Below are 17,057 nucleotides of genomic sequence, written 5' to 3' on the forward strand. Positions count from 1 at the left end.
TCTCTTCGAAAATGGTTAATATGGCAATGTCAGCATTATTAACGAGTGAAATATGTGCATAGTGAGATTTAAAAAGATTAAAAAATAAATTATTTTTGTCGAACAAGGGAAATTAAAAATTCTCATTTTATATTAATCAAAATTCATTATATTCATTTCTTTTGAAATTAATTCATCAAAATACTATAGTGGATCTGGAGTAAATATCTTAAATATTAAATTTTCTGCTGATTCAAATTGATTTGTATTTCCAGACCATTTCTTTAGCTTAGCTGAAAACATTCTCTCAAAAGAGCTGCTAAACTCTTTCAATTTCTTGCGAATTGTAATGCTATCTTCAGATACAAATAAAGCGATGAAACAATACATCCCGAATTCAAGAAGTATAATTAAATTATCTTTATGAATCACATCGCTTTTTGATGATTTTTGCGGTGTTATTTCTTGAGCAATAGTGTTCATTGCTAATAAAAGACTTGTTGTAAGATCTGTATCTGTTGATGCCTCTGAGATTGTTTGAAATTTTAGAAAATCATAGCCAAATAAACATAAGCCAGTAGGGTGGATTACAAACATTTTTTGTAATTTATCATACCATGTAAATTCATTTAAGGATGGTAAAAAGAAAAATGCAACAGCTAATAGGAGAATCCCGAAAAGTTGAATAAAATCCCCAACCAATCTCCCACTTAAATCCAAATTTGGAAGATCTCGAGTATTAAAAAGTAGTTGACTGATGAGAAATCCTGCAATAAAAAAGAAAAATCCTAAGAATAAAGCATAAAAAGGGTATCGAAATGTCCGAAATTTTTTTGTTTGGATTAAAGTCATCCATCCATATTGGATTAATAGAATTAAAATTAAGGGAATAGCTAAAAGAAGAAGAAGGATAGTTATATTAGGAGAAAATATAGTAAAAATAAAAATTATTGCAGAAAGAAGCCCAAATCCTTTAGAAATTAAGTAAAAATTCGATTTCAACTCACTTGATTCTAATGAGAAACTGAATAGAGACAAAGATAGTATAAACTCTAAATTTCGCCCATAAATAAAGAAATATCTTATTTTCTTTTCAGAAAAGTAGAAATCGCCAATAATTTGTAAAACCATCATATTCCCAATTAGAAAAAACATAATACCCCAACATAATTCTCTATTTTGGAGAATTGAAAGAATTTTTTTACAATTTTTTATTATTTTTAATATTACTTGTCTAAATACTGAAATATTTAAAATTTGATTTGATTCTTTATTCTGTATTATTGAAAATTTGGAAGATGTGTTGTTCGAGATAGATTCATTTGTTTTTTTCGAATATTGCTCAAAAAATAACAAAAAAAATTCAAAACTTAAAAAAGTAATTACAATCTCAAGGGAAAAGGATATCATTACAGAGAGCGAGGCAAATTTTAATAATATCATTCTGGACAATTTCCTACTTTTTTTTGGATAAAATTTTCTTTCTCTAATTAACCATAAACTATTTGATATAATCGTTGAAGAAATGGTTTAAATTCAACTTGATTTAGCTTAATTCTTCTTTTGCGAATCAGAATATAATGATATTCATATGAAAATTCTACAAGAATTTTCAAAAGTAATCTAGGATAGATATAAAATGGTTGAGAAGTGATTAAAACACCAATTAAATTCTTATAATACAAAATTATCAATTGGTTTTGATCTCTTTCGATATTTATTGCTTCAGTTTTATGAGGATTAATTTCAATCAATTTAAGAATTTCTTCTAAAGCATTGATTGATGAAGAAAAATTAGTTATATCGCTCATTTTTTTCTTAGTAAAATTTTGATATAATAATATTTCTTTAGATTCTTGATGAATTAGTGCAATTTCTAAAATAGAAGAGCGCCAATCAGCATCATTAAGAGTTTTGATTTGAAAAACAGCATGAAATTGCAAGACACAACCAATAAACTGCCCAATATACAAAATAATATAGGGGATCTCAGAAAAAAAATATCCTTCTATCTGTTTATTCATTGCTATCAAATTCAATGAACCAATGATAAATCCAATCATTATATCGAGTAAAAATTTCTTTAATTGATTTGAACTTTTTAGATATAACCTAAGCCAATAGAAAAAAATAAAAAAATTAATTATGAAGAATAATAAAACTGAAAAATAACCTAAAGTCGTATTTTTCCAATTGAAAAGATTAATAAGAATTAAAAAAAACGATAGAGAAGAAAAAAGATATGGATACTTAGAAGTTAGGATGAAACTTCGTTCAAAGATTAAACTTGCTCCAAATCCCCCAATACCGAATAAATACCAACCAATAATATAAAAATATTCATTTGACCATCCACTGAGAAGATCCCAAATTAAAAATCGATCTAAGGATAGGAAAATAAATCCAAACATTTGACTTGTAAGAAGAAAACCATAAGCAAATAGAATTTGACTTGTAAAAGGAGAACTTTTCTTATAGAGAAAACTCCTATATAAAGCAATTCCAGCAGTTTGAAGGAGGAGAATAATAATAACAAACGAAATTGGAATATAAAATTGAAGATTGTTTGAAGTAGGAAAGGAAATTTCGAATAACATGGAACACATTATCATTTGTGATTTGATCTAATAAGCTTGATCATATTTTCTCCTTGAAAAATCTGAGCATTTTTTTCAGGGATACATGCAATTTCGCCCTTTGCTAAAGGTCCATAGATAATAAGATCATGACCAACAAAAGGGGAAATATCAGAATTAGAAATAATAGTTTGATAATTAATTTTCGATCTATTTCTCTCAGATTTAAAGAAGTCTATTGAAGATTCTTTGGTGAAAGAATGTTTTTGTGTGTCAGAATGAAATTTTTGATCTTCTTGAGAGTCATCTGTTGAATGATTATTGGATTTTGGATTATAGCTTGATTCAGACATATATATAGAATATGATGAAGAATTAATATCTTCAGAAATAGATTCTGATGAATCAATAAATGATAAGTTATCTTCATATTTTTGGATAAAATCATTATCATCATTTTCAAAATCTTGAGAACTATCTTCAAAATCGATTAATTTATTTTGCGACAAATTTCCATTGAAATTAAAAGATTGAAGAATTTGTTGTTTTGATTTTAAAAAACCACGAAATGAAGGTTGTAATTGATGATAAAATTGCAGTTCAAAAGGGAATAAGAGTGATTCTTCCACAAATTCATTAGTTTTTGCAGAATTTGTTATTTTTTCTGCACGTATTTCAAGAATATCTGATACCATATAACGGACATTATCTAAAGTTTTCTGAATGATTAATTGTATTGTTGAATTCTTAGTTTCACTTAATTGTTTTATAAGTGCTTTACCCAATTCTCGTACACCAGAGAGAAATTCTTCTTTTTGTTTTATTTTTATAATTTTTTTACTTGAATGCACACGTTCCCAAATTCGAAGTAAATTTATGTAGATTTTTTCTTGGGTAAAGGCATCCATTTCTTTCAATCCTGATTTCTTTCATTCTAACTAATTATAATTTTCATTTTGTATTGAAGAACTGTATTACTATTAATTTGTAAATGGTGTATGAAATATAATATAGGTAAAATTCTCAAATTTTTATTAGTTTTTTATTAATTCCGCAACATCTTTACAAAGTAAAAACAATCCGACATTTATAGGAACAGTATATTCTTTATCATATTGAAAATTATCATATGTTGTTTTACCAATTCTAATTGGAGGGCAGATAGGAGCAGTAATCTTAATTGTTAGTTTGTTTAAACTTTCTTTAGGAAAAGTTAATGCATCATTTAGAGGATCAAATTCATCTAATTTTCCATAGGGAACATCAATTACTCTTAAACCCGCTTTTCCATGAATTGAACCTTCCAAACGAATTAATCGGTGAACATCAATCGAAACAACAACATCAATATCTGCTTTAATCCGATCTCTCAAAATTTCAAAAATGCGATGCCATGTAGCAAGACCAACATGAGGAATTCCCCATATTGAACTTTTTTTCTCAAGTCTTCGAATGAGATCTATTCTTCTTTCAATCAAAGGTCGCAAAACATTGGAACGAATAGGAATCCCATATCGAGGATTAGCAAACACATTTTCAGCATAATCAGTTCCTTGAGATAAAACATTATAGAATTCACGCGCAATTTTACCAGGCCAACCAGGTTGATCAATACGAAATCCATACATATTGGCTTGAACTGGTTTATAATTCCATATATTATAAGAAAAACCTTGACCTGTAACGTAATCTGCAATTTCACGACGTTCTTCTTGATCAAGTGAACGAAAAACCTTAGATTCAATACGCACATGATATCCTCGATGACCAGAAAAATTCAATTTAATAGCAGAAAGTGGAATATTAAAATCATTTTTTAAAAATCCGTCAATCAAATGGTGAACTTGTTCTTTTGAAACATCTAAACATTCATCGCAAATCCAGACAATTTTTTTAAATTTTTTGCTGTGACAGTCCGGACACTCCTCTGGTTTATCTCCCAAGAGAAGTTTACCGCAATTTTTACAAATAACATAGTTATGACGATGTTGACAAGATGTAGGAATGTGATCAGAATCGATATCAACGACAAAATCACAACCTAAATAACCTTTATGCTCCATTTTATCTGCGGATGGAGTGGAATAGATTGTTGCGCTTCGATAACTGTGTCGTGGAGCATATTTTACCAAATAATTCATTAAATAGTCCTTTTTTGGATATCCAATATGACGTTGCATTCCAGGATGATCCCAACGTATAAAAGCAAATTCTCTATTTGGTAAATCACTGATAGTGGGATATTTCTTCAGATGTGCCTTATAATATGCTTGAAATAGTTTATATAAATAATATTGGGTTAAATTCATCTAACAGAACGCCCTATTTTTTGGTTAATTCAGAGTGTACAGAAGATACAGAATCTTGAGAGGTTTGAGAACTTTTGGAACCATCTAATGTCTTAGGAACTTGACTTCTGTGAATTCTTTTAAGTTCAACTTTTTTCCAGAAGACATAATCATTAATTGGATTCTTGATTGGTTGAAAAGTGCCATCTTTTCGCTTTCCCCCCTTTATACAAAGTCGATCTCCGAATTGAGGATCGTCAGCTTTACAAAGTCGAAAACTTTGTAATTTAGCACAATTATACATTTTATATTTTTTCCCCTTTCCCCCTGAACCTGCCGCAAATTCCACCTGATATCGTGCAATAGATTCATCAAAATCTGGAATGGTTCTAAATATATCAACTGTTTCTTCAATACTGTGATTTGTATTTAGAAAATAAAATGCAATGGCTAAACGTTCATTGTGAGACAAATTTTCCCCTTGAGAAGCACGAAATAGGATCATTTTCATACAGGGAGGAAATAATTCATATTCAATTTTTTCATCAGCAATAAATAATGATGAAGCAAATTTTTTTGTATTTTGTTCTACTATTTTTTCAACACGTTCAAGAATTCGGTAAATTTCTGGTATCTCTTCAATTTCATTCTTCAATTCAGGATCTATTGCCTTATAATCCGGCTTAGTTTTTTTTCTAACCATTTCACGGAGCAATAAAATTACATCATCACGAATTAAATTAACTTTTCCTTGTACGAAAATTCTATTAATCAATTTCCATCTATCTCCAGTTAATTTTGTAGCAACTGAAAGATAGGATTTGAAATCCATTTGAAAAGGATAAATCATATGATCAATCATATTTTTTGAAGTTACTTGACATTCTAAGCCCAAATTATGACAAATACTTTGAATCTGATAGTCATTATATTTATTTCTCGAACCATGCTGTTTAGAAGTTGAATGCGATCTTAACTCTTCTTGGCAATGCTTAGCGTAGATATTTGCCATAGCATTACCTAATATACGATTACCTAATAAAGACAAGATTATTTGTAAAAGCGGATACATTGCCAAATTAATAATATCATCGGTGGAAGTGGTAAATTTCTCTTTAGATTCAGCACATTGTTTAAGAAATTCAGTAATTCTATATTCTAAATCATTTTCAATTTGATCTAAATTATGAAATTCTGTAAACAACTTCTTGATCATATTTACCACTGAGGTGGCTTCATTAGATTGTGATAACAAACCCAGATCTTCAAGAAGGATTTCACCGCTACCATTAAGCCATGGAAATGTGTAAAAATATTGTTTGGGAAGAGGAGTTAGCGATTGCATAATCTGTTGATTCACTTTTTATTAACTAACTTGATCATTGTATTTATTTCACTATTTATTAACTAAACAACCTAGTCTTTTTCAATTTTCTAATTTTTATTTTCAATTTAAAAATCTATACTATCATCGAATAATAAAAAACAGGATAAAAAATCATTATAAGATAAAAATAAATATAAATTTATAATTATTCGATATCTTTTTTACCCAAAATAGCTAAAGCTACAAGAACAAATGCGGTTGCTAAAAAAACGTGAAGCGAAGCAACGATTACATAATTTTGTAAAATATTTCCAATTACAGAAGCAGTAGGCGCCATAAGACCGATAAATTGTGCCATCCATAATTTTTGGATTTTTTTCTTCACTATATTATTTGTTTGTTCAATATTTTTCAAAACTTGCGATATTTTAACAAGAGAATAGATTAATAAGGTATACTGCCAAACTCCCATGGAAATAAGTGCCACAAAATTCTTAGTTGTTTGTACAGGATCTAATAATTCTACTTTTACTGGCATAACCACAGAAATGATCGCAATAATGGTAGATCCTGCAATAATAATTTTTGGAATTTTTGATTCCAACCATGCTCTACTATAAATAAAAATCTGCATAGATATAACAAAAAAAGCAGTTGCATAATTTAATATTACTAAAGAAATATAAAAAAGAGTAAGAACCACAATCTCTGAAATTCCAAATTCATATATCATCATTACTAAAGAATAGGTACCGAATAGAATGAAACTTGTTGCAAAATAGCGATTTCCAATATAAGAATCCTTTTTTCGCATAATCACAGTTGTAATTGTATAAGCAGTTACAAAGCCAATAATTTCTCCAATAATTGCTATCTCATTTACCATAATTATTAATTTCGGGTTAAGAATTTTAAAAGATTTCTTCAGATGAATTTATTTTTTGCAATTTTTGAGCAGTTAGGTTTGCCAAATGTTCAGCTAAACGTTGTGTATAGGGGTGATCTTTCCAATAGCGATCATGAAGCTTGCTGTCTTTAATTTCTTTAAGTTCATCTGAATTAAAGAATTGCAATAAATTTACTTCAGCAAATGGCTTTTTCCCGAGTAACTTTAAATTTCTAGCAACACAAGCTTTTTCACATCCATCAATAGCAATGCATGGATATTTCAGCACAAAATCCCGTTCTTGTTCATCACCAGTTAAAAATAAAGGTACACACACAGTTGTAGTTAAGCCAGGTAATAATTCCTGCAAAACTTTCCTTGTTGCAATCCGAGAAATGGTTCCTTCTGGTATTTCTTCCCCACTGCAAGAGAGTAATCCAACAAATTTTGGTTTAATCATTTTTAATCTGCACCAACTTGATCAAAAATTTTTTCAATTACTGGTTTAATTTGTAATGCAATGCGTTTGGCTAATTCTAAAGCACCATCTCCAGGATCAATAATATTTTTCTTATCATAAGTGAGATCTCGATTTTTTGTTAAGAATCGCGCCATTAAATAAGATTTTTGGACATTTCCACCTTTTAATTCGATATTCTTTTTAGCACACTGTTTAGGGCAACCATCTAAAGTAATATTGTAATTATTTAAAATTTTCGACTGAATTTCATTATCCCCTACTACAGCCCGCGCTAAACACATTAATTGAGTTTTTTGAGGACATAAATTCTCAACAATTTCAAATGCAGTCCATCTACTTAGCGTGCCCAAAGTTTTTCCTATTCCGCTACATGGCAAAATATTCACTTTTTTCTTTTTACTCATTGGTGAATACCTTCTTGTTCAATTTTTTCTTTCATAAAATTGAAATATTCTTCAGAAGACATTAATTCTGATGATTCTTCTTCGAAATTATTACATTCTAAAATAACTATCCATCCATTATTATAAGGATCTTCATTTATAAGTTCAGGAGCTTCTTCTAACTTAGTATTTACAGCAATTATTTTACCACTGAAAGGACTTAGTACTTCATTAACAGTCTTGCTTGATTCCAATTCTGCAACGGCTTCAAATTGACCAATATTAGTGCCCATTTCGCTAAATTCACAAATAAGAATATCCGATAGGTTTTTTTGCATATAATCTGTAATGCCAATCACCACTTTTCCTTCACCCAAATAGTAAGCCCATGAATCATTCCAATTAAAGAAAAGTTGATTTGGATATATGGGAACTTGAAATTTAAACTTTGAAAAAGTAAATTCGAGCATTTTTGAATAATTTGGAGTGAATGTAAATGAAATCTTAGAAATTGAAGGTTCATTTGCTTTGATACCTGAATTCTCTTTATGTTTATGTGTAAATTGAACAACAAATTCTTCAATTTCGTTTGAAAGGCGTTCAGTAATAAAAGAAACTGAGGAATCCTTGATCAACTCATGAACTGAAATAACACCTTTTGGGATAGTAAGATCCTTCAAATATTTAGAGATATTTATCACATAGTGAGGTTTGATACTCTTTTGATGTAATATCTTTGTTGTACATCGAAGGTTACAACAATTCAGCGCAATAATCAATGTTTCTGAAGAAAATGAAGTATATTCTCCAGCAGCAATTTGAGTGATAGATGGATTAAGTCTTAGGAAAGGAAATTTATTTGATTTTTCCAAAGAAAAAGCTGCCAAAGTGCCGATCTTTCCTATGTTCTTTTCGCATCCCATACAAGGAATCAAAACGATTTTTACATTCATATATTTCACCAAACATTATTTTAAATTATTTTCTAAAATCTATCAATAATTATCTATGGATTGCTTTTGTTGCGATTTTATTTGCCTAATCTGGGCTAAAACTTTCTTTTTCTCTTGAAATATTAATGCATCTTTTGGACACATTTTTAAACATGCTTGACAGAACACAACACAATTTTTTGGATTCTGAACAATTAATACTCCATTTTCCATATTAAATACACCATGGGCGCAAAATTGAACACAATCACCACAATTATTACATTTATTAAAATCAATTATGGGAAACCAGTCAATGTCTTTTCGATCCACCCCCATAAATCGATGAATTTGCTTTGGAATTCTATTTTTATCAGAATTATTCATCAATTTTCACCCATTTTTCCAATTGAACTTCAATTGCATCGAAAGCTTGTTCTGTAGTCATATTTCGCACATCCAAGGGCATAACCCAGTCCTCAAAATTTAATCCTGCTTCTTTAAAATGAGAACCGATTAATTTACGCTGCATATTTGGAGAACATCCTGCAATGAAATATTTCAACTGATTTTGACGAATTAGCTCCAATAAATTCTGAGTAAATCGATCACCATCAGTTTCACACAACTGAGGATGTACAATTGCCCATTCTACCGGTAACGCTAAGCGTACTTGGTTAATCAAATCCCATACATTCATACTTGCAAAACCAGGACAATCGCCAGTGCAAACACAGAAAATAAATCCTACTTTTCTCATAATTAAAAATAGGTTTTGTAATTATTAAAACATTTTGAAAAATATTAAATTGATTTCCTTTTTTTTCAATTCATTATTTTTAAAGTCGCTTTTTCAGATTAGCAGCCGTATAGTAAATGGTAAAATGACCCCGATTGCGGCCTACAATCAAACCAGCTTCCTCCAACTTCTTTATATGATGGGTGATTGAGCCCTCAGACAATCCCAAAATCCTTGCCAGTGAACAATTGCATTGTTCGCCATCTTTAAGGAGGTGATAAATTAATAATCGATATTTATTTGCCAAAGCACTATGTCGCTTTAATTCTTGAATAAAATCCTTGCTTTGAGAAATTTTTTTAGCTAAATTTTGATATTGCACCACAAAATCCGGCGATGATTGGGATTTATCGCAAGATTTTAGAAATTCATCAATTCGAGAATCCATAGTAACATTTACAGATTAGAAATATAAAATGTTTTGATAATAATTAAAATGTTTTATACTATCTAATTGCTATTCTTTCATCACTTTCATCTTTATTGACTACTCACTGCTTTTCACACACTTTAAATAAGCTTTTTAAGAAATTCTAAAATGTTATATCATGAACGTTAGGAAAACTTTTCAAGTATCAAAGCTTTCGATTAACAGAATTATCTACCATAGATCAACAATTAATAATAGATTTTAACTTATCATATTGCAAATAATATTGATTATTCCATATTATTCAATAATTGAGATGAATACTTTATGAAAATAAAAGGAATGGACAAATTCAGAGAAAAATTGCCTTCTTTTTCTGGAAAACGGATAATTATTTTACCAATATATGCCGTAATGCTTTTAATGATTCTTGTTTTAGTTATTCACTATTTAAATTCAATAAGTATTATTAATCCTTCAACTTTTAGTGGGGTAACTCCTTTAATTGGAGTAATCATAATTGAGGTTGTTGCGCTCATAACAGTTTTTATTATATTTAATTGGCGGGATACTATTAAGGCCAGATTTCCAAAAACATGTTATCAACGGATTCTTTTTGTAGGATTTATTGGAATCGAAAGCTTGATATTTCTAAGTTTCAATAGCTTTTTTCCTCCAAGCATTTTTCATCCTGAAGTTTGGATAAATATGCCCTATTCTATTTGGATGGAACCACTCACTTCATTAATTGGAGGAAATTGGATTATTATTGATGTTATTAGAAAAATAATGGGAATTATATGCTTAATTCTCGGTTTAGGAGCAATTCTACGTTCATTATTCACTTTTGGATTCGATTACATGGCTGTTGTATATCTTTACTTTCCAGAAGAAAGCGAAGTTCAAAATCATAAGATTTATTCAATTCTCAGACATCCTACATATGCAGGTCTTATTTATATCTGCTTGGGCGCATTTATTTTCTATTTTTCAATTTATAATCTCATCTATTTTCTGGTGTATTTTATAGGATTTTTTATCCACATTCATTTTGTTGAAGAAAAGGAATTAATTAGTCGTTTTGGATGTTCTTACATAGAATATCGTCAAAAAGTCCCAGCTTTCTTTATGCATCCGAAAAAATGGATAAAATTCATGGGTTTTCTTGTAGGATCGAGAGATTAATTTTTTCATTCCATTTTTTCAATCCAGAAGAATCTTAGAAAATATTTGGTGTTTTACTTTCTTTTTATATTTTTCATACCCATCAATATATTTAATGAGCATTTCTTCTTCAAACCTAAATTGAAACTTTTCACCTAAGAAGGCGCTGATAATTATTTCAAAGTACAAAATGATATTAATATTAAATGAAATAAAAAAAAGCAATTACATTTTAATCTTCATACATGGAATCGTCGTCGTCTTCCACCCGAGGTGCTAAGAAATACAAGACATGACTTGAATTCAATATATCAAAATTCATCTTTAATGGGGCATCTGAACGCATTTCTGCAGTAATATTCTGTGCAATTGCACCCATCTTCAGAATATTTTTCAAAAATGCAATTGAAAACACACCTGTACTCTCTGATTTGAAATCTGCAGAGATTAATTCCTCCTTTTCCAAAACATATTCCATATCTCCAATACTACCATTTGTTGAAAACACTAAATTTGGTAAAGCTTGGATTTGAAGAACTTCTGCAAATATTTCTGCATCCTTGATTGCTTCATCTAAGTATGAAAGATTGAATGTACAAATATTATCAAATTCCAAATTGTTCAAAGCATTTACATCAATTTCTTCTCCATCATAGTCAATTAAACTCATGGTAAAGGTACGGGCCTTTTTCGCCTCAGGTGGTTTCATTTGGATGATTAATTTTTTCTCAGAAGCATCATGAGAGAAGGTAATCTCATCAGATGAACCACTGCGTTTTAGAATTTTAACCATATCTTCTAAATTAATTCCCAATTCATATAATTCATCTGCTTGAAATTCATCTAAATCATCTTTATGTAAAACTAAGGAGACCAAACAGATATGGGATATATCCATTGCTGTCATTGAGATCCCTACATTTGGGTCAACTTTAAGTACTGTTTCACTAATAATGGAAGATATTGCATCAAAAATTCCTTTAATCATTTTTGAATCTTTAATTTTAACCTTAAACATGCTTATGTCCTCTATTTTTTATCTACTAGTAATATGAATGTTTGTATTGAAAATCAAATAAACTTTCCTTCTGCGAATTTATTAACCTTTAAATAAGTCTTTTTTTCCTTTTTCTAAATAATGCGTAATAATTGATCTTTTTTGATCATTTTTCTTTACTTTTTACTATTCTATATTTACGAACACAATAAACTAATTTACACCAATCCACACTAATTAGTAATTTCTCGTATGAATGGGTTGATAAGTGCAAATAAGTTTTTATTACTAAATGACTGTTAATTACCTCTCCAGTGATTTTAAAAAGCAAGAGAGACATAATTTATTTGACTGTTTATGACCGAATTTACACCAGACGAAATGCGCTCAGATCAGTATTATGAAAAAAAGCTTATAAAAGACCTTCAACCTTCTGATGACTTAGTCCAACTGATAGGATATGCTCGAAATATAAATGCAAATGATGATTTTTATGTCGATGATACTACAGGTAAAATTCAAACTCAAAATATCCCAGATGACGCACCCAAGATAACAGAGGGAAATATATATCGAGTTTTCGGAAAGTATGAAATTGATGGAACAGGGACTCCAGTAATTGTTGCTCAGATTATTCAGGACATGCAAGAATTGGATTTTAACTTCTATTTGAAAACCATGGAGAAATTTAAGGAAATCCAATAAGCTTTTTTATACATCTCATATGTCTTGAATTTTTCACACTTCTCCCACATCTCACAATTTTCCCATATCTATTAAAATTTTTTTGGTATGATACTAAATTTATCAAATATCCACCAAAATGAGAGGTACTTCCATTTCTTCAGGACTTAATCCCCCATGATGCCCAATCATTTTTTCTCTTTTTTCTCCAAGTAATCTTTCCCGAAACACATAATTATCTTTCATAAACAGGAGATAATCCCCTATCCGGTCTGTAAATTGTGGATGGGCTTGATAAAGTCCAAAAAGATTATGATTGAATGTTTGCTCACCTGTCCATAATTCACCCACTTCTCCAAAATGATTTTCCATATATCGTTCAAAAGCTTGGACAGATTTAGGCCGAACGTATAAAAAAGGCACGCGACCTTCACCAACTATCGGTAAGGTCAGCATGTGTCGCAATTCAGGATAATCATGCAACCATAGGGAATGTTCCTCCGTTGTATCAATCAAACCATGGTCGGCTGTAATTATTATTTTCATATTCCGCCCTTTTGTCTTCATTTCATCAATAAAATAACCAAATTCTCTATCTAAAGCATTAAAGTGTTCCATCGTTTGATTACTTTCAATTCCATAAATGTGTGATGACGTATCAAAATCCGGCCAATATGCAAGCATATAAGAAGGGGGATTCTTGTGAGTCATTGTTTTTCGAATAGTTTTAAAAAAAGCGCGTAAATTCTTGATTGGATATTTCAGTTCAATTGATCCTTTAACAGCATAAGAGCTGTAAGGCGATTTATATATAGATTTAGGAAAGAGTGTAGCGGACTTTTGGGAGAGTCTAGCTGCAAAAGAAGGAAATTGAAAAATATCTGATGCAGTTAGGTTATTATAAAGAATCGAAGCTTTAAGCGAACGGACATGCATAGGTAAAATTGTACTGACAACACCAATTTCTCGCAGATAAGTAAACCAGGCAGGAATTCCATGGTTTATCGGAGCGATCCCAGAATAAAACGTGGTCATGGCAGCAGCTGTTGTTGAAGGAAAAACTGATGTCATCTTTCCAGCCAAATACTTATGAAAATTTGATTTACGGCAGTGTTTAATCAAATAATTATAGCCTAATCCATCAATTATGATCAAAATGACAGGAGATGAGTTGTTTGAGTTCAAAAATCCAGTCGGGAATTTTTCCAAGGGAGAATATTCCATAGAAATTCCAAAATACTGCCCTAAAGAAGCCATTAAATTAACAATCGACCCACCATTATATTCTGGAAATAACACAAGATAAATAGGCACACATTATTTTAAGATATTGCCAATATTCTCTATTATAAGAATGAAGAATATAAAATAAGAAGCAATAACGAATGAAAAAAAACAGAAATTGGTTTTTTTTTTTGTAAATTGGATACTTTCTAGCTTAATATTCACGCCATCGGTGTTTACATTTGACGCATGAATAAAATGTTGTGGCAGGTTCATCAGCAGATCGGGTCTGGTATTGTTCATAATACGCTTCAAAATATCCACATTCAGGACACTCGACCCGTGTTTTTGGTTTAAGTTCTAAATTATCACTATTTTCATCTAAGACGCGTGTTTTATTATCGGCGATTTTCTTTTCAATTCGTTTTGATAATTTTTGTTTACGCTCTCTCTTTTTTTCAATCGGTTTCGAATAACCACACGCTACACACATCAACACATATTCGCCCTGGTCATTTTTCTTCTTTCGAAGCAGTTTTTCGCAATTTGGACAGAATTCAACCATATATACAATCGCCTGTTATAAAATTTAAAGATAATAAGGAATAAGGAAAGAATCATAAATTTTTTAAATTGATTCCTTCAAGGATTTGGAAAAAAAAACTAATATGTTCAATAATATTTTATGATAAAACTTCAGAAATTTTTGTTAAAATTCGTGCCTTTCCACCAGTAGATTGAACTAATTGCTTGTCACAGACAAAACATTTCACTTCAACAGTGGCACAACCGAATACAATTTGCTCAGCACCGCAATTCAAACATTTAATTCGTAAAAATCTACTTTTAGGTTTTGGCACTAATTCTGATTTTTTTGCTTTCATGATTTTCTTCCTCTTTTTTGATTATTTAGTTAAGATCTCGAATTTTTTCAAGCGTAATCCCTTGCCAATCACAACTCGATTACATTTGGTGCACTTATATGTTGGAGTTGTTTTTTTATTAACTTTAGCCTGGTTATGCTGAATCGGCTTAGGCTGCGATCCATAACCTCTTTTTTTTCTTGCATATCTTCTTGCGCCTTGAGCTGATTGAGTATCTTTTCCTTTTTTGTATATTGAGACTTTATGGTCTGTGTGTTCTTTACAATTTGGGCAGTAAATACGTTTAGATTTGGGAAATTTCATAATAATTCCTTCAACGAGATTCTGATATGTATGAAAAGATGGCATGAATTTTTAATTTTTTGATTTATAGGATATGGATTTAAAAAATAGTATGTAAATTCAAGTTATGGAAAATGAATTGGATTTAGATTAAAATTGAGATTGAATGCTATTTGATATACTGAATCCTTCTTTTGCAAAGTAAAGCCTAATAAATAATATATCGTAATATATCGTATTCGAAATTTAAAATATATTGAATTCAAGGCGAGATGATTTTTTACAAAGATGATAGGATATTATTGAAATCTAAATAAAAAGAATACCAAGTATCGAACCATTTTTGCATAGTAGGAAGAAAGTATGCTTTTAAATTCAATATTCCTTATCTTTGACACCAATTATACGAAATCGATCAGTAAATTTTCTAGAATTAACTTAGAATTATTTAAATTAAAAAATAGTATTTTATAAGAATTTTTAGTATTAGAAATTTCATTTTAAAATCTTGAAAAATTGTCTTATGTTATTATGTGGTTATTACTTGAAAGCAAAAATCATAAAAAAAGTCGCACGTTGTATTGGTTGGAAAATGGACTTTTACAACATGGATGTCATCTCGGCCAAGCAATTTGACCGAAATGATATTGAAACACTAATTGATTTAGCCACCACGATTGAGCAAAATAAAAAAGAATATTCACAAATCTTGCAAGGAAAAGTAATGGCTACTTTGTTCTTTGAACCTTCAACTCGAACGCGCCTATCTTTTGAGAGTGCTATATTACATCTTGGTGGAAAAGTTATGGGTTTTTCTGAAGCAGGCACTTCATCAGTTAAAAAGGGAGAAACACTGGCAGATACAATTCGAACTGTAGCAAACTATGCAGATGCAATTGTTATTCGACATAAAAAAGAGGGAGCAGCAAAATTAGCTCAAGAATTTTCAGATGTTCCAATTATCAATGCAGGAAATGGATCCCAAGAACATCCAACTCAAGGATTGCTGGATTTACTTACAATAAAAGAATTAAAAGGATCACTAGATAATTTGAATATTGGTTTAATTGGAGATCTTAAATACGGCAGAACTGTTCATTCTTTAGCCCATCTTCTATCAAATTTTAACTCAAACCTATTTTTCATCAGTCCTGAGCAGTTGAAAATGCAGTATCGAGTGAAGGATTCTTTAACTTTAAAGGGAACAAACTTTATTGAAACCCAAGATTTTCATGAAACACTTCCAAAATTGGATGTAATATACATGACCCGCATTCAGAAAGAGAGATTTGGAGATTTAGAAGAATATGATAAGGTCAAAGATCTTTTCATTTTAACAAAGGATGATTTAAAACAAATCAAGCATGACGCAATTATTCTACATCCACTACCCCGAGTAAATGAAATCGACCCAAAAATTGATTCAGATCCTCGTGCACAGTATTTTAAGCAAACATATTTTGGACTAATGATGCGAAAAGCGATTTTGGCCAGTATTTTGCTTCAAGATCCGAAAACATTAAAATAATATTATAACAATGTCATTTGTACAAATAAGCCTTATCTAACACCCTGATGTAATACCACTCATTTAGATAGTCAAGTAAGGTGAAAAGTCATGAAAAAAAGAAATAATTTTTTTTCTTATTTGCTTCTTTCTAGAAAGAATTCGCCTTATTAAATTCATAGAAATATTTACTATATTTAATAAAATACTATTTGGTATTCCATTCTGAGCAATGACGGTATAATAATATGTTTTAGTAACTCCAATATCATTGTGGAAACTAATTTAAACTTA

General features: G+C 30.0%; 20 protein-coding genes. 3 read left to right on the plus strand and 17 right to left on the minus strand.

The window, feature by feature from the left end; genetic code table 11:
* Nucleotides 1–183 precede the first annotated feature (183 nt).
* The 12 genes from ACXLDF_RS12405 to ACXLDF_RS12460 form a co-directional block, all read right to left on the minus strand.
* On the minus strand, nt 184–1,134 hold the full coding sequence (locus ACXLDF_RS12405) for a hypothetical protein (protein WP_457558853.1): 951 nt from the start codon (nt 1,132–1,134) through the stop codon (nt 184–186).
* A 335-nt stretch (nt 1,135–1,469) separates the two neighbouring features.
* Nucleotides 1,470–2,576, minus strand: a complete 1,107-nt coding sequence (locus ACXLDF_RS12410) for a hypothetical protein (protein WP_457558854.1) — start codon at nt 2,574–2,576, stop codon at nt 1,470–1,472.
* 11 nt (nt 2,577–2,587) lie between these two features.
* Nucleotides 2,588–3,463, minus strand: a complete 876-nt coding sequence (locus ACXLDF_RS12415; protein WP_457558968.1) for a DNA replication complex subunit Gins51 — start codon at nt 3,461–3,463, stop codon at nt 2,588–2,590.
* A 126-nt stretch (nt 3,464–3,589) separates the two neighbouring features.
* Entirely contained in the window at nt 3,590–4,864 is a 1,275-nt protein-coding gene (locus tag ACXLDF_RS12420; RefSeq protein WP_457558855.1) for a DNA primase small subunit domain-containing protein, read from the minus strand.
* Between the two features lie 13 nt (nt 4,865–4,877).
* A complete protein-coding gene (locus tag ACXLDF_RS12425) occupies nt 4,878–6,188 on the minus strand; it encodes a hypothetical protein (protein WP_457558856.1) in 1,311 nt (436 codons plus the stop codon).
* 187 nt (nt 6,189–6,375) lie between these two features.
* Nucleotides 6,376–7,056: a hypothetical protein gene (locus ACXLDF_RS12430; protein WP_457558857.1), complete on the minus strand. Its 681-nt coding sequence runs from the start codon at nt 7,054–7,056 to the stop codon at nt 6,376–6,378.
* Between the two features lie 25 nt (nt 7,057–7,081).
* A complete protein-coding gene (locus tag ACXLDF_RS12435) occupies nt 7,082–7,516 on the minus strand; it encodes a putative zinc-binding protein (protein WP_457558858.1) in 435 nt (144 codons plus the stop codon).
* Nucleotides 7,517–7,518: 2 nt separating this feature from the next.
* The gene (locus ACXLDF_RS12440) at nt 7,519–7,941 is read right to left on the minus strand and encodes a putative zinc-binding protein (protein ID WP_457558859.1); all 423 of its coding nucleotides are present in this window, start codon (nt 7,939–7,941) and stop codon (nt 7,519–7,521) included.
* Entirely contained in the window at nt 7,938–8,873 is a 936-nt protein-coding gene (gcvH, locus tag ACXLDF_RS12445; protein ID WP_457558860.1) for a glycine cleavage system protein GcvH, read from the minus strand. The genes ACXLDF_RS12440 and gcvH overlap by 4 nt, the downstream gene beginning before the upstream one ends.
* A 42-nt stretch (nt 8,874–8,915) precedes the next feature.
* On the minus strand, nt 8,916–9,239 hold the full coding sequence (locus tag ACXLDF_RS12450) for an ATP-binding protein (protein WP_457558861.1): 324 nt from the start codon (nt 9,237–9,239) through the stop codon (nt 8,916–8,918).
* Nucleotides 9,232–9,612, minus strand: a complete 381-nt coding sequence (locus ACXLDF_RS12455; protein ID WP_457558862.1) for a hypothetical protein — start codon at nt 9,610–9,612, stop codon at nt 9,232–9,234. The genes ACXLDF_RS12450 and ACXLDF_RS12455 overlap by 8 nt, the downstream gene beginning before the upstream one ends.
* Nucleotides 9,613–9,691: 79 nt before the next feature.
* Nucleotides 9,692–10,039, minus strand: coding sequence for an ArsR/SmtB family transcription factor (locus ACXLDF_RS12460; RefSeq protein WP_457558863.1), 348 nt, complete (start codon nt 10,037–10,039; stop codon nt 9,692–9,694).
* Between the two features lie 309 nt (nt 10,040–10,348).
* On the opposite strand from ACXLDF_RS12460, the gene ACXLDF_RS12465 reads away from it, so the two are divergent.
* On the plus strand, nt 10,349–11,206 hold the full coding sequence (locus ACXLDF_RS12465; protein WP_457558864.1) for a methyltransferase family protein: 858 nt from the start codon (nt 10,349–10,351) through the stop codon (nt 11,204–11,206).
* A 211-nt stretch (nt 11,207–11,417) separates the two neighbouring features.
* On the opposite strand, the gene pcn is transcribed toward ACXLDF_RS12465, so the two are convergent.
* Nucleotides 11,418–12,203 carry a proliferating cell nuclear antigen (pcna) gene (gene pcn, locus ACXLDF_RS12470; protein WP_457558865.1) on the minus strand — a complete coding sequence of 262 codons (786 nt, stop codon included), beginning with the start codon at nt 12,201–12,203 and terminating at the stop codon, nt 11,418–11,420.
* Nucleotides 12,204–12,539: 336 nt separating this feature from the next.
* Here pcn and ACXLDF_RS12475 point away from each other — a divergent pair, with 336 nt between their 5' ends.
* A complete protein-coding gene (locus tag ACXLDF_RS12475) occupies nt 12,540–12,887 on the plus strand; it encodes a hypothetical protein (protein WP_457558866.1) in 348 nt (115 codons plus the stop codon).
* Between the two features lie 102 nt (nt 12,888–12,989).
* On the opposite strand, the gene ACXLDF_RS12480 is transcribed toward ACXLDF_RS12475, so the two are convergent.
* From ACXLDF_RS12480 to ACXLDF_RS12495, 4 genes are all read right to left on the minus strand, one after another.
* Nucleotides 12,990–14,165 (minus strand): alkaline phosphatase family protein, encoded by a 1,176-nt coding sequence (locus ACXLDF_RS12480; RefSeq protein ID WP_457558867.1) that lies wholly within the window; start codon nt 14,163–14,165, stop codon nt 12,990–12,992.
* Nucleotides 14,166–14,304: 139 nt separating this feature from the next.
* Nucleotides 14,305–14,655: a transcription factor S gene (locus tag ACXLDF_RS12485; RefSeq protein WP_457558868.1), complete on the minus strand. Its 351-nt coding sequence runs from the start codon at nt 14,653–14,655 to the stop codon at nt 14,305–14,307.
* A 118-nt stretch (nt 14,656–14,773) separates the two neighbouring features.
* Nucleotides 14,774–14,974, minus strand: a complete 201-nt coding sequence (locus ACXLDF_RS12490) for a 30S ribosomal protein S27e (RefSeq protein ID WP_457558869.1) — start codon at nt 14,972–14,974, stop codon at nt 14,774–14,776.
* A gap of 21 nt (nt 14,975–14,995) precedes the next feature.
* On the minus strand, nt 14,996–15,277 hold the full coding sequence (locus tag ACXLDF_RS12495; RefSeq protein ID WP_457558870.1) for a 50S ribosomal protein L44e: 282 nt from the start codon (nt 15,275–15,277) through the stop codon (nt 14,996–14,998).
* Between the two features lie 571 nt (nt 15,278–15,848).
* On the opposite strand from ACXLDF_RS12495, the gene pyrB reads away from it, so the two are divergent.
* Nucleotides 15,849–16,784 (plus strand): aspartate carbamoyltransferase, encoded by a 936-nt coding sequence (gene pyrB, locus ACXLDF_RS12500; protein WP_457558969.1) that lies wholly within the window; start codon nt 15,849–15,851, stop codon nt 16,782–16,784.
* The last annotated feature ends 273 nt before the right edge of the window (nt 16,785–17,057 follow it).

The organism is Candidatus Harpocratesius sp. (genome assembly GCF_054039255.1).

Coding starts and splice junctions, on each gene's coding strand:
- ACXLDF_RS12425 (WP_457558856.1), bottom strand. CDS start 6,188: ATGCAATCGCTAACTCCTCTTCCCAAACAATATTTTTACACATTTCCA.
- ACXLDF_RS12435 (WP_457558858.1), bottom strand. CDS start 7,516: ATGATTAAACCAAAATTTGTTGGATTACTCTCTTGCAGTGGGGAAGAA.
- gcvH (WP_457558860.1), bottom strand. CDS start 8,873: ATGAATGTAAAAATCGTTTTGATTCCTTGTATGGGATGCGAAAAGAAC.
- ACXLDF_RS12415 (WP_457558968.1), bottom strand. CDS start 3,463: ATGGATGCCTTTACCCAAGAAAAAATCTACATAAATTTACTTCGAATT.
- ACXLDF_RS12475 (WP_457558866.1), top strand. CDS start 12,540: ATGACCGAATTTACACCAGACGAAATGCGCTCAGATCAGTATTATGAA.
- pcn (WP_457558865.1), bottom strand. CDS start 12,203: ATGTTTAAGGTTAAAATTAAAGATTCAAAAATGATTAAAGGAATTTTT.
- ACXLDF_RS12460 (WP_457558863.1), bottom strand. CDS start 10,039: ATGGATTCTCGAATTGATGAATTTCTAAAATCTTGCGATAAATCCCAA.
- ACXLDF_RS12440 (WP_457558859.1), bottom strand. CDS start 7,941: ATGAGTAAAAAGAAAAAAGTGAATATTTTGCCATGTAGCGGAATAGGA.
- ACXLDF_RS12430 (WP_457558857.1), bottom strand. CDS start 7,056: ATGGTAAATGAGATAGCAATTATTGGAGAAATTATTGGCTTTGTAACT.
- ACXLDF_RS12405 (WP_457558853.1), bottom strand. CDS start 1,134: ATGTTTTTTCTAATTGGGAATATGATGGTTTTACAAATTATTGGCGAT.
- ACXLDF_RS12455 (WP_457558862.1), bottom strand. CDS start 9,612: ATGAGAAAAGTAGGATTTATTTTCTGTGTTTGCACTGGCGATTGTCCT.
- ACXLDF_RS12465 (WP_457558864.1), top strand. CDS start 10,349: ATGAAAATAAAAGGAATGGACAAATTCAGAGAAAAATTGCCTTCTTTT.
- ACXLDF_RS12495 (WP_457558870.1), bottom strand. CDS start 15,277: ATGAAATTTCCCAAATCTAAACGTATTTACTGCCCAAATTGTAAAGAA.
- ACXLDF_RS12490 (WP_457558869.1), bottom strand. CDS start 14,974: ATGAAAGCAAAAAAATCAGAATTAGTGCCAAAACCTAAAAGTAGATTT.
- ACXLDF_RS12450 (WP_457558861.1), bottom strand. CDS start 9,239: ATGAATAATTCTGATAAAAATAGAATTCCAAAGCAAATTCATCGATTT.
- ACXLDF_RS12420 (WP_457558855.1), bottom strand. CDS start 4,864: ATGAATTTAACCCAATATTATTTATATAAACTATTTCAAGCATATTAT.
- pyrB (WP_457558969.1), top strand. CDS start 15,849: ATGGACTTTTACAACATGGATGTCATCTCGGCCAAGCAATTTGACCGA.
- ACXLDF_RS12485 (WP_457558868.1), bottom strand. CDS start 14,655: ATGGTTGAATTCTGTCCAAATTGCGAAAAACTGCTTCGAAAGAAGAAA.
- ACXLDF_RS12410 (WP_457558854.1), bottom strand. CDS start 2,576: ATGTTATTCGAAATTTCCTTTCCTACTTCAAACAATCTTCAATTTTAT.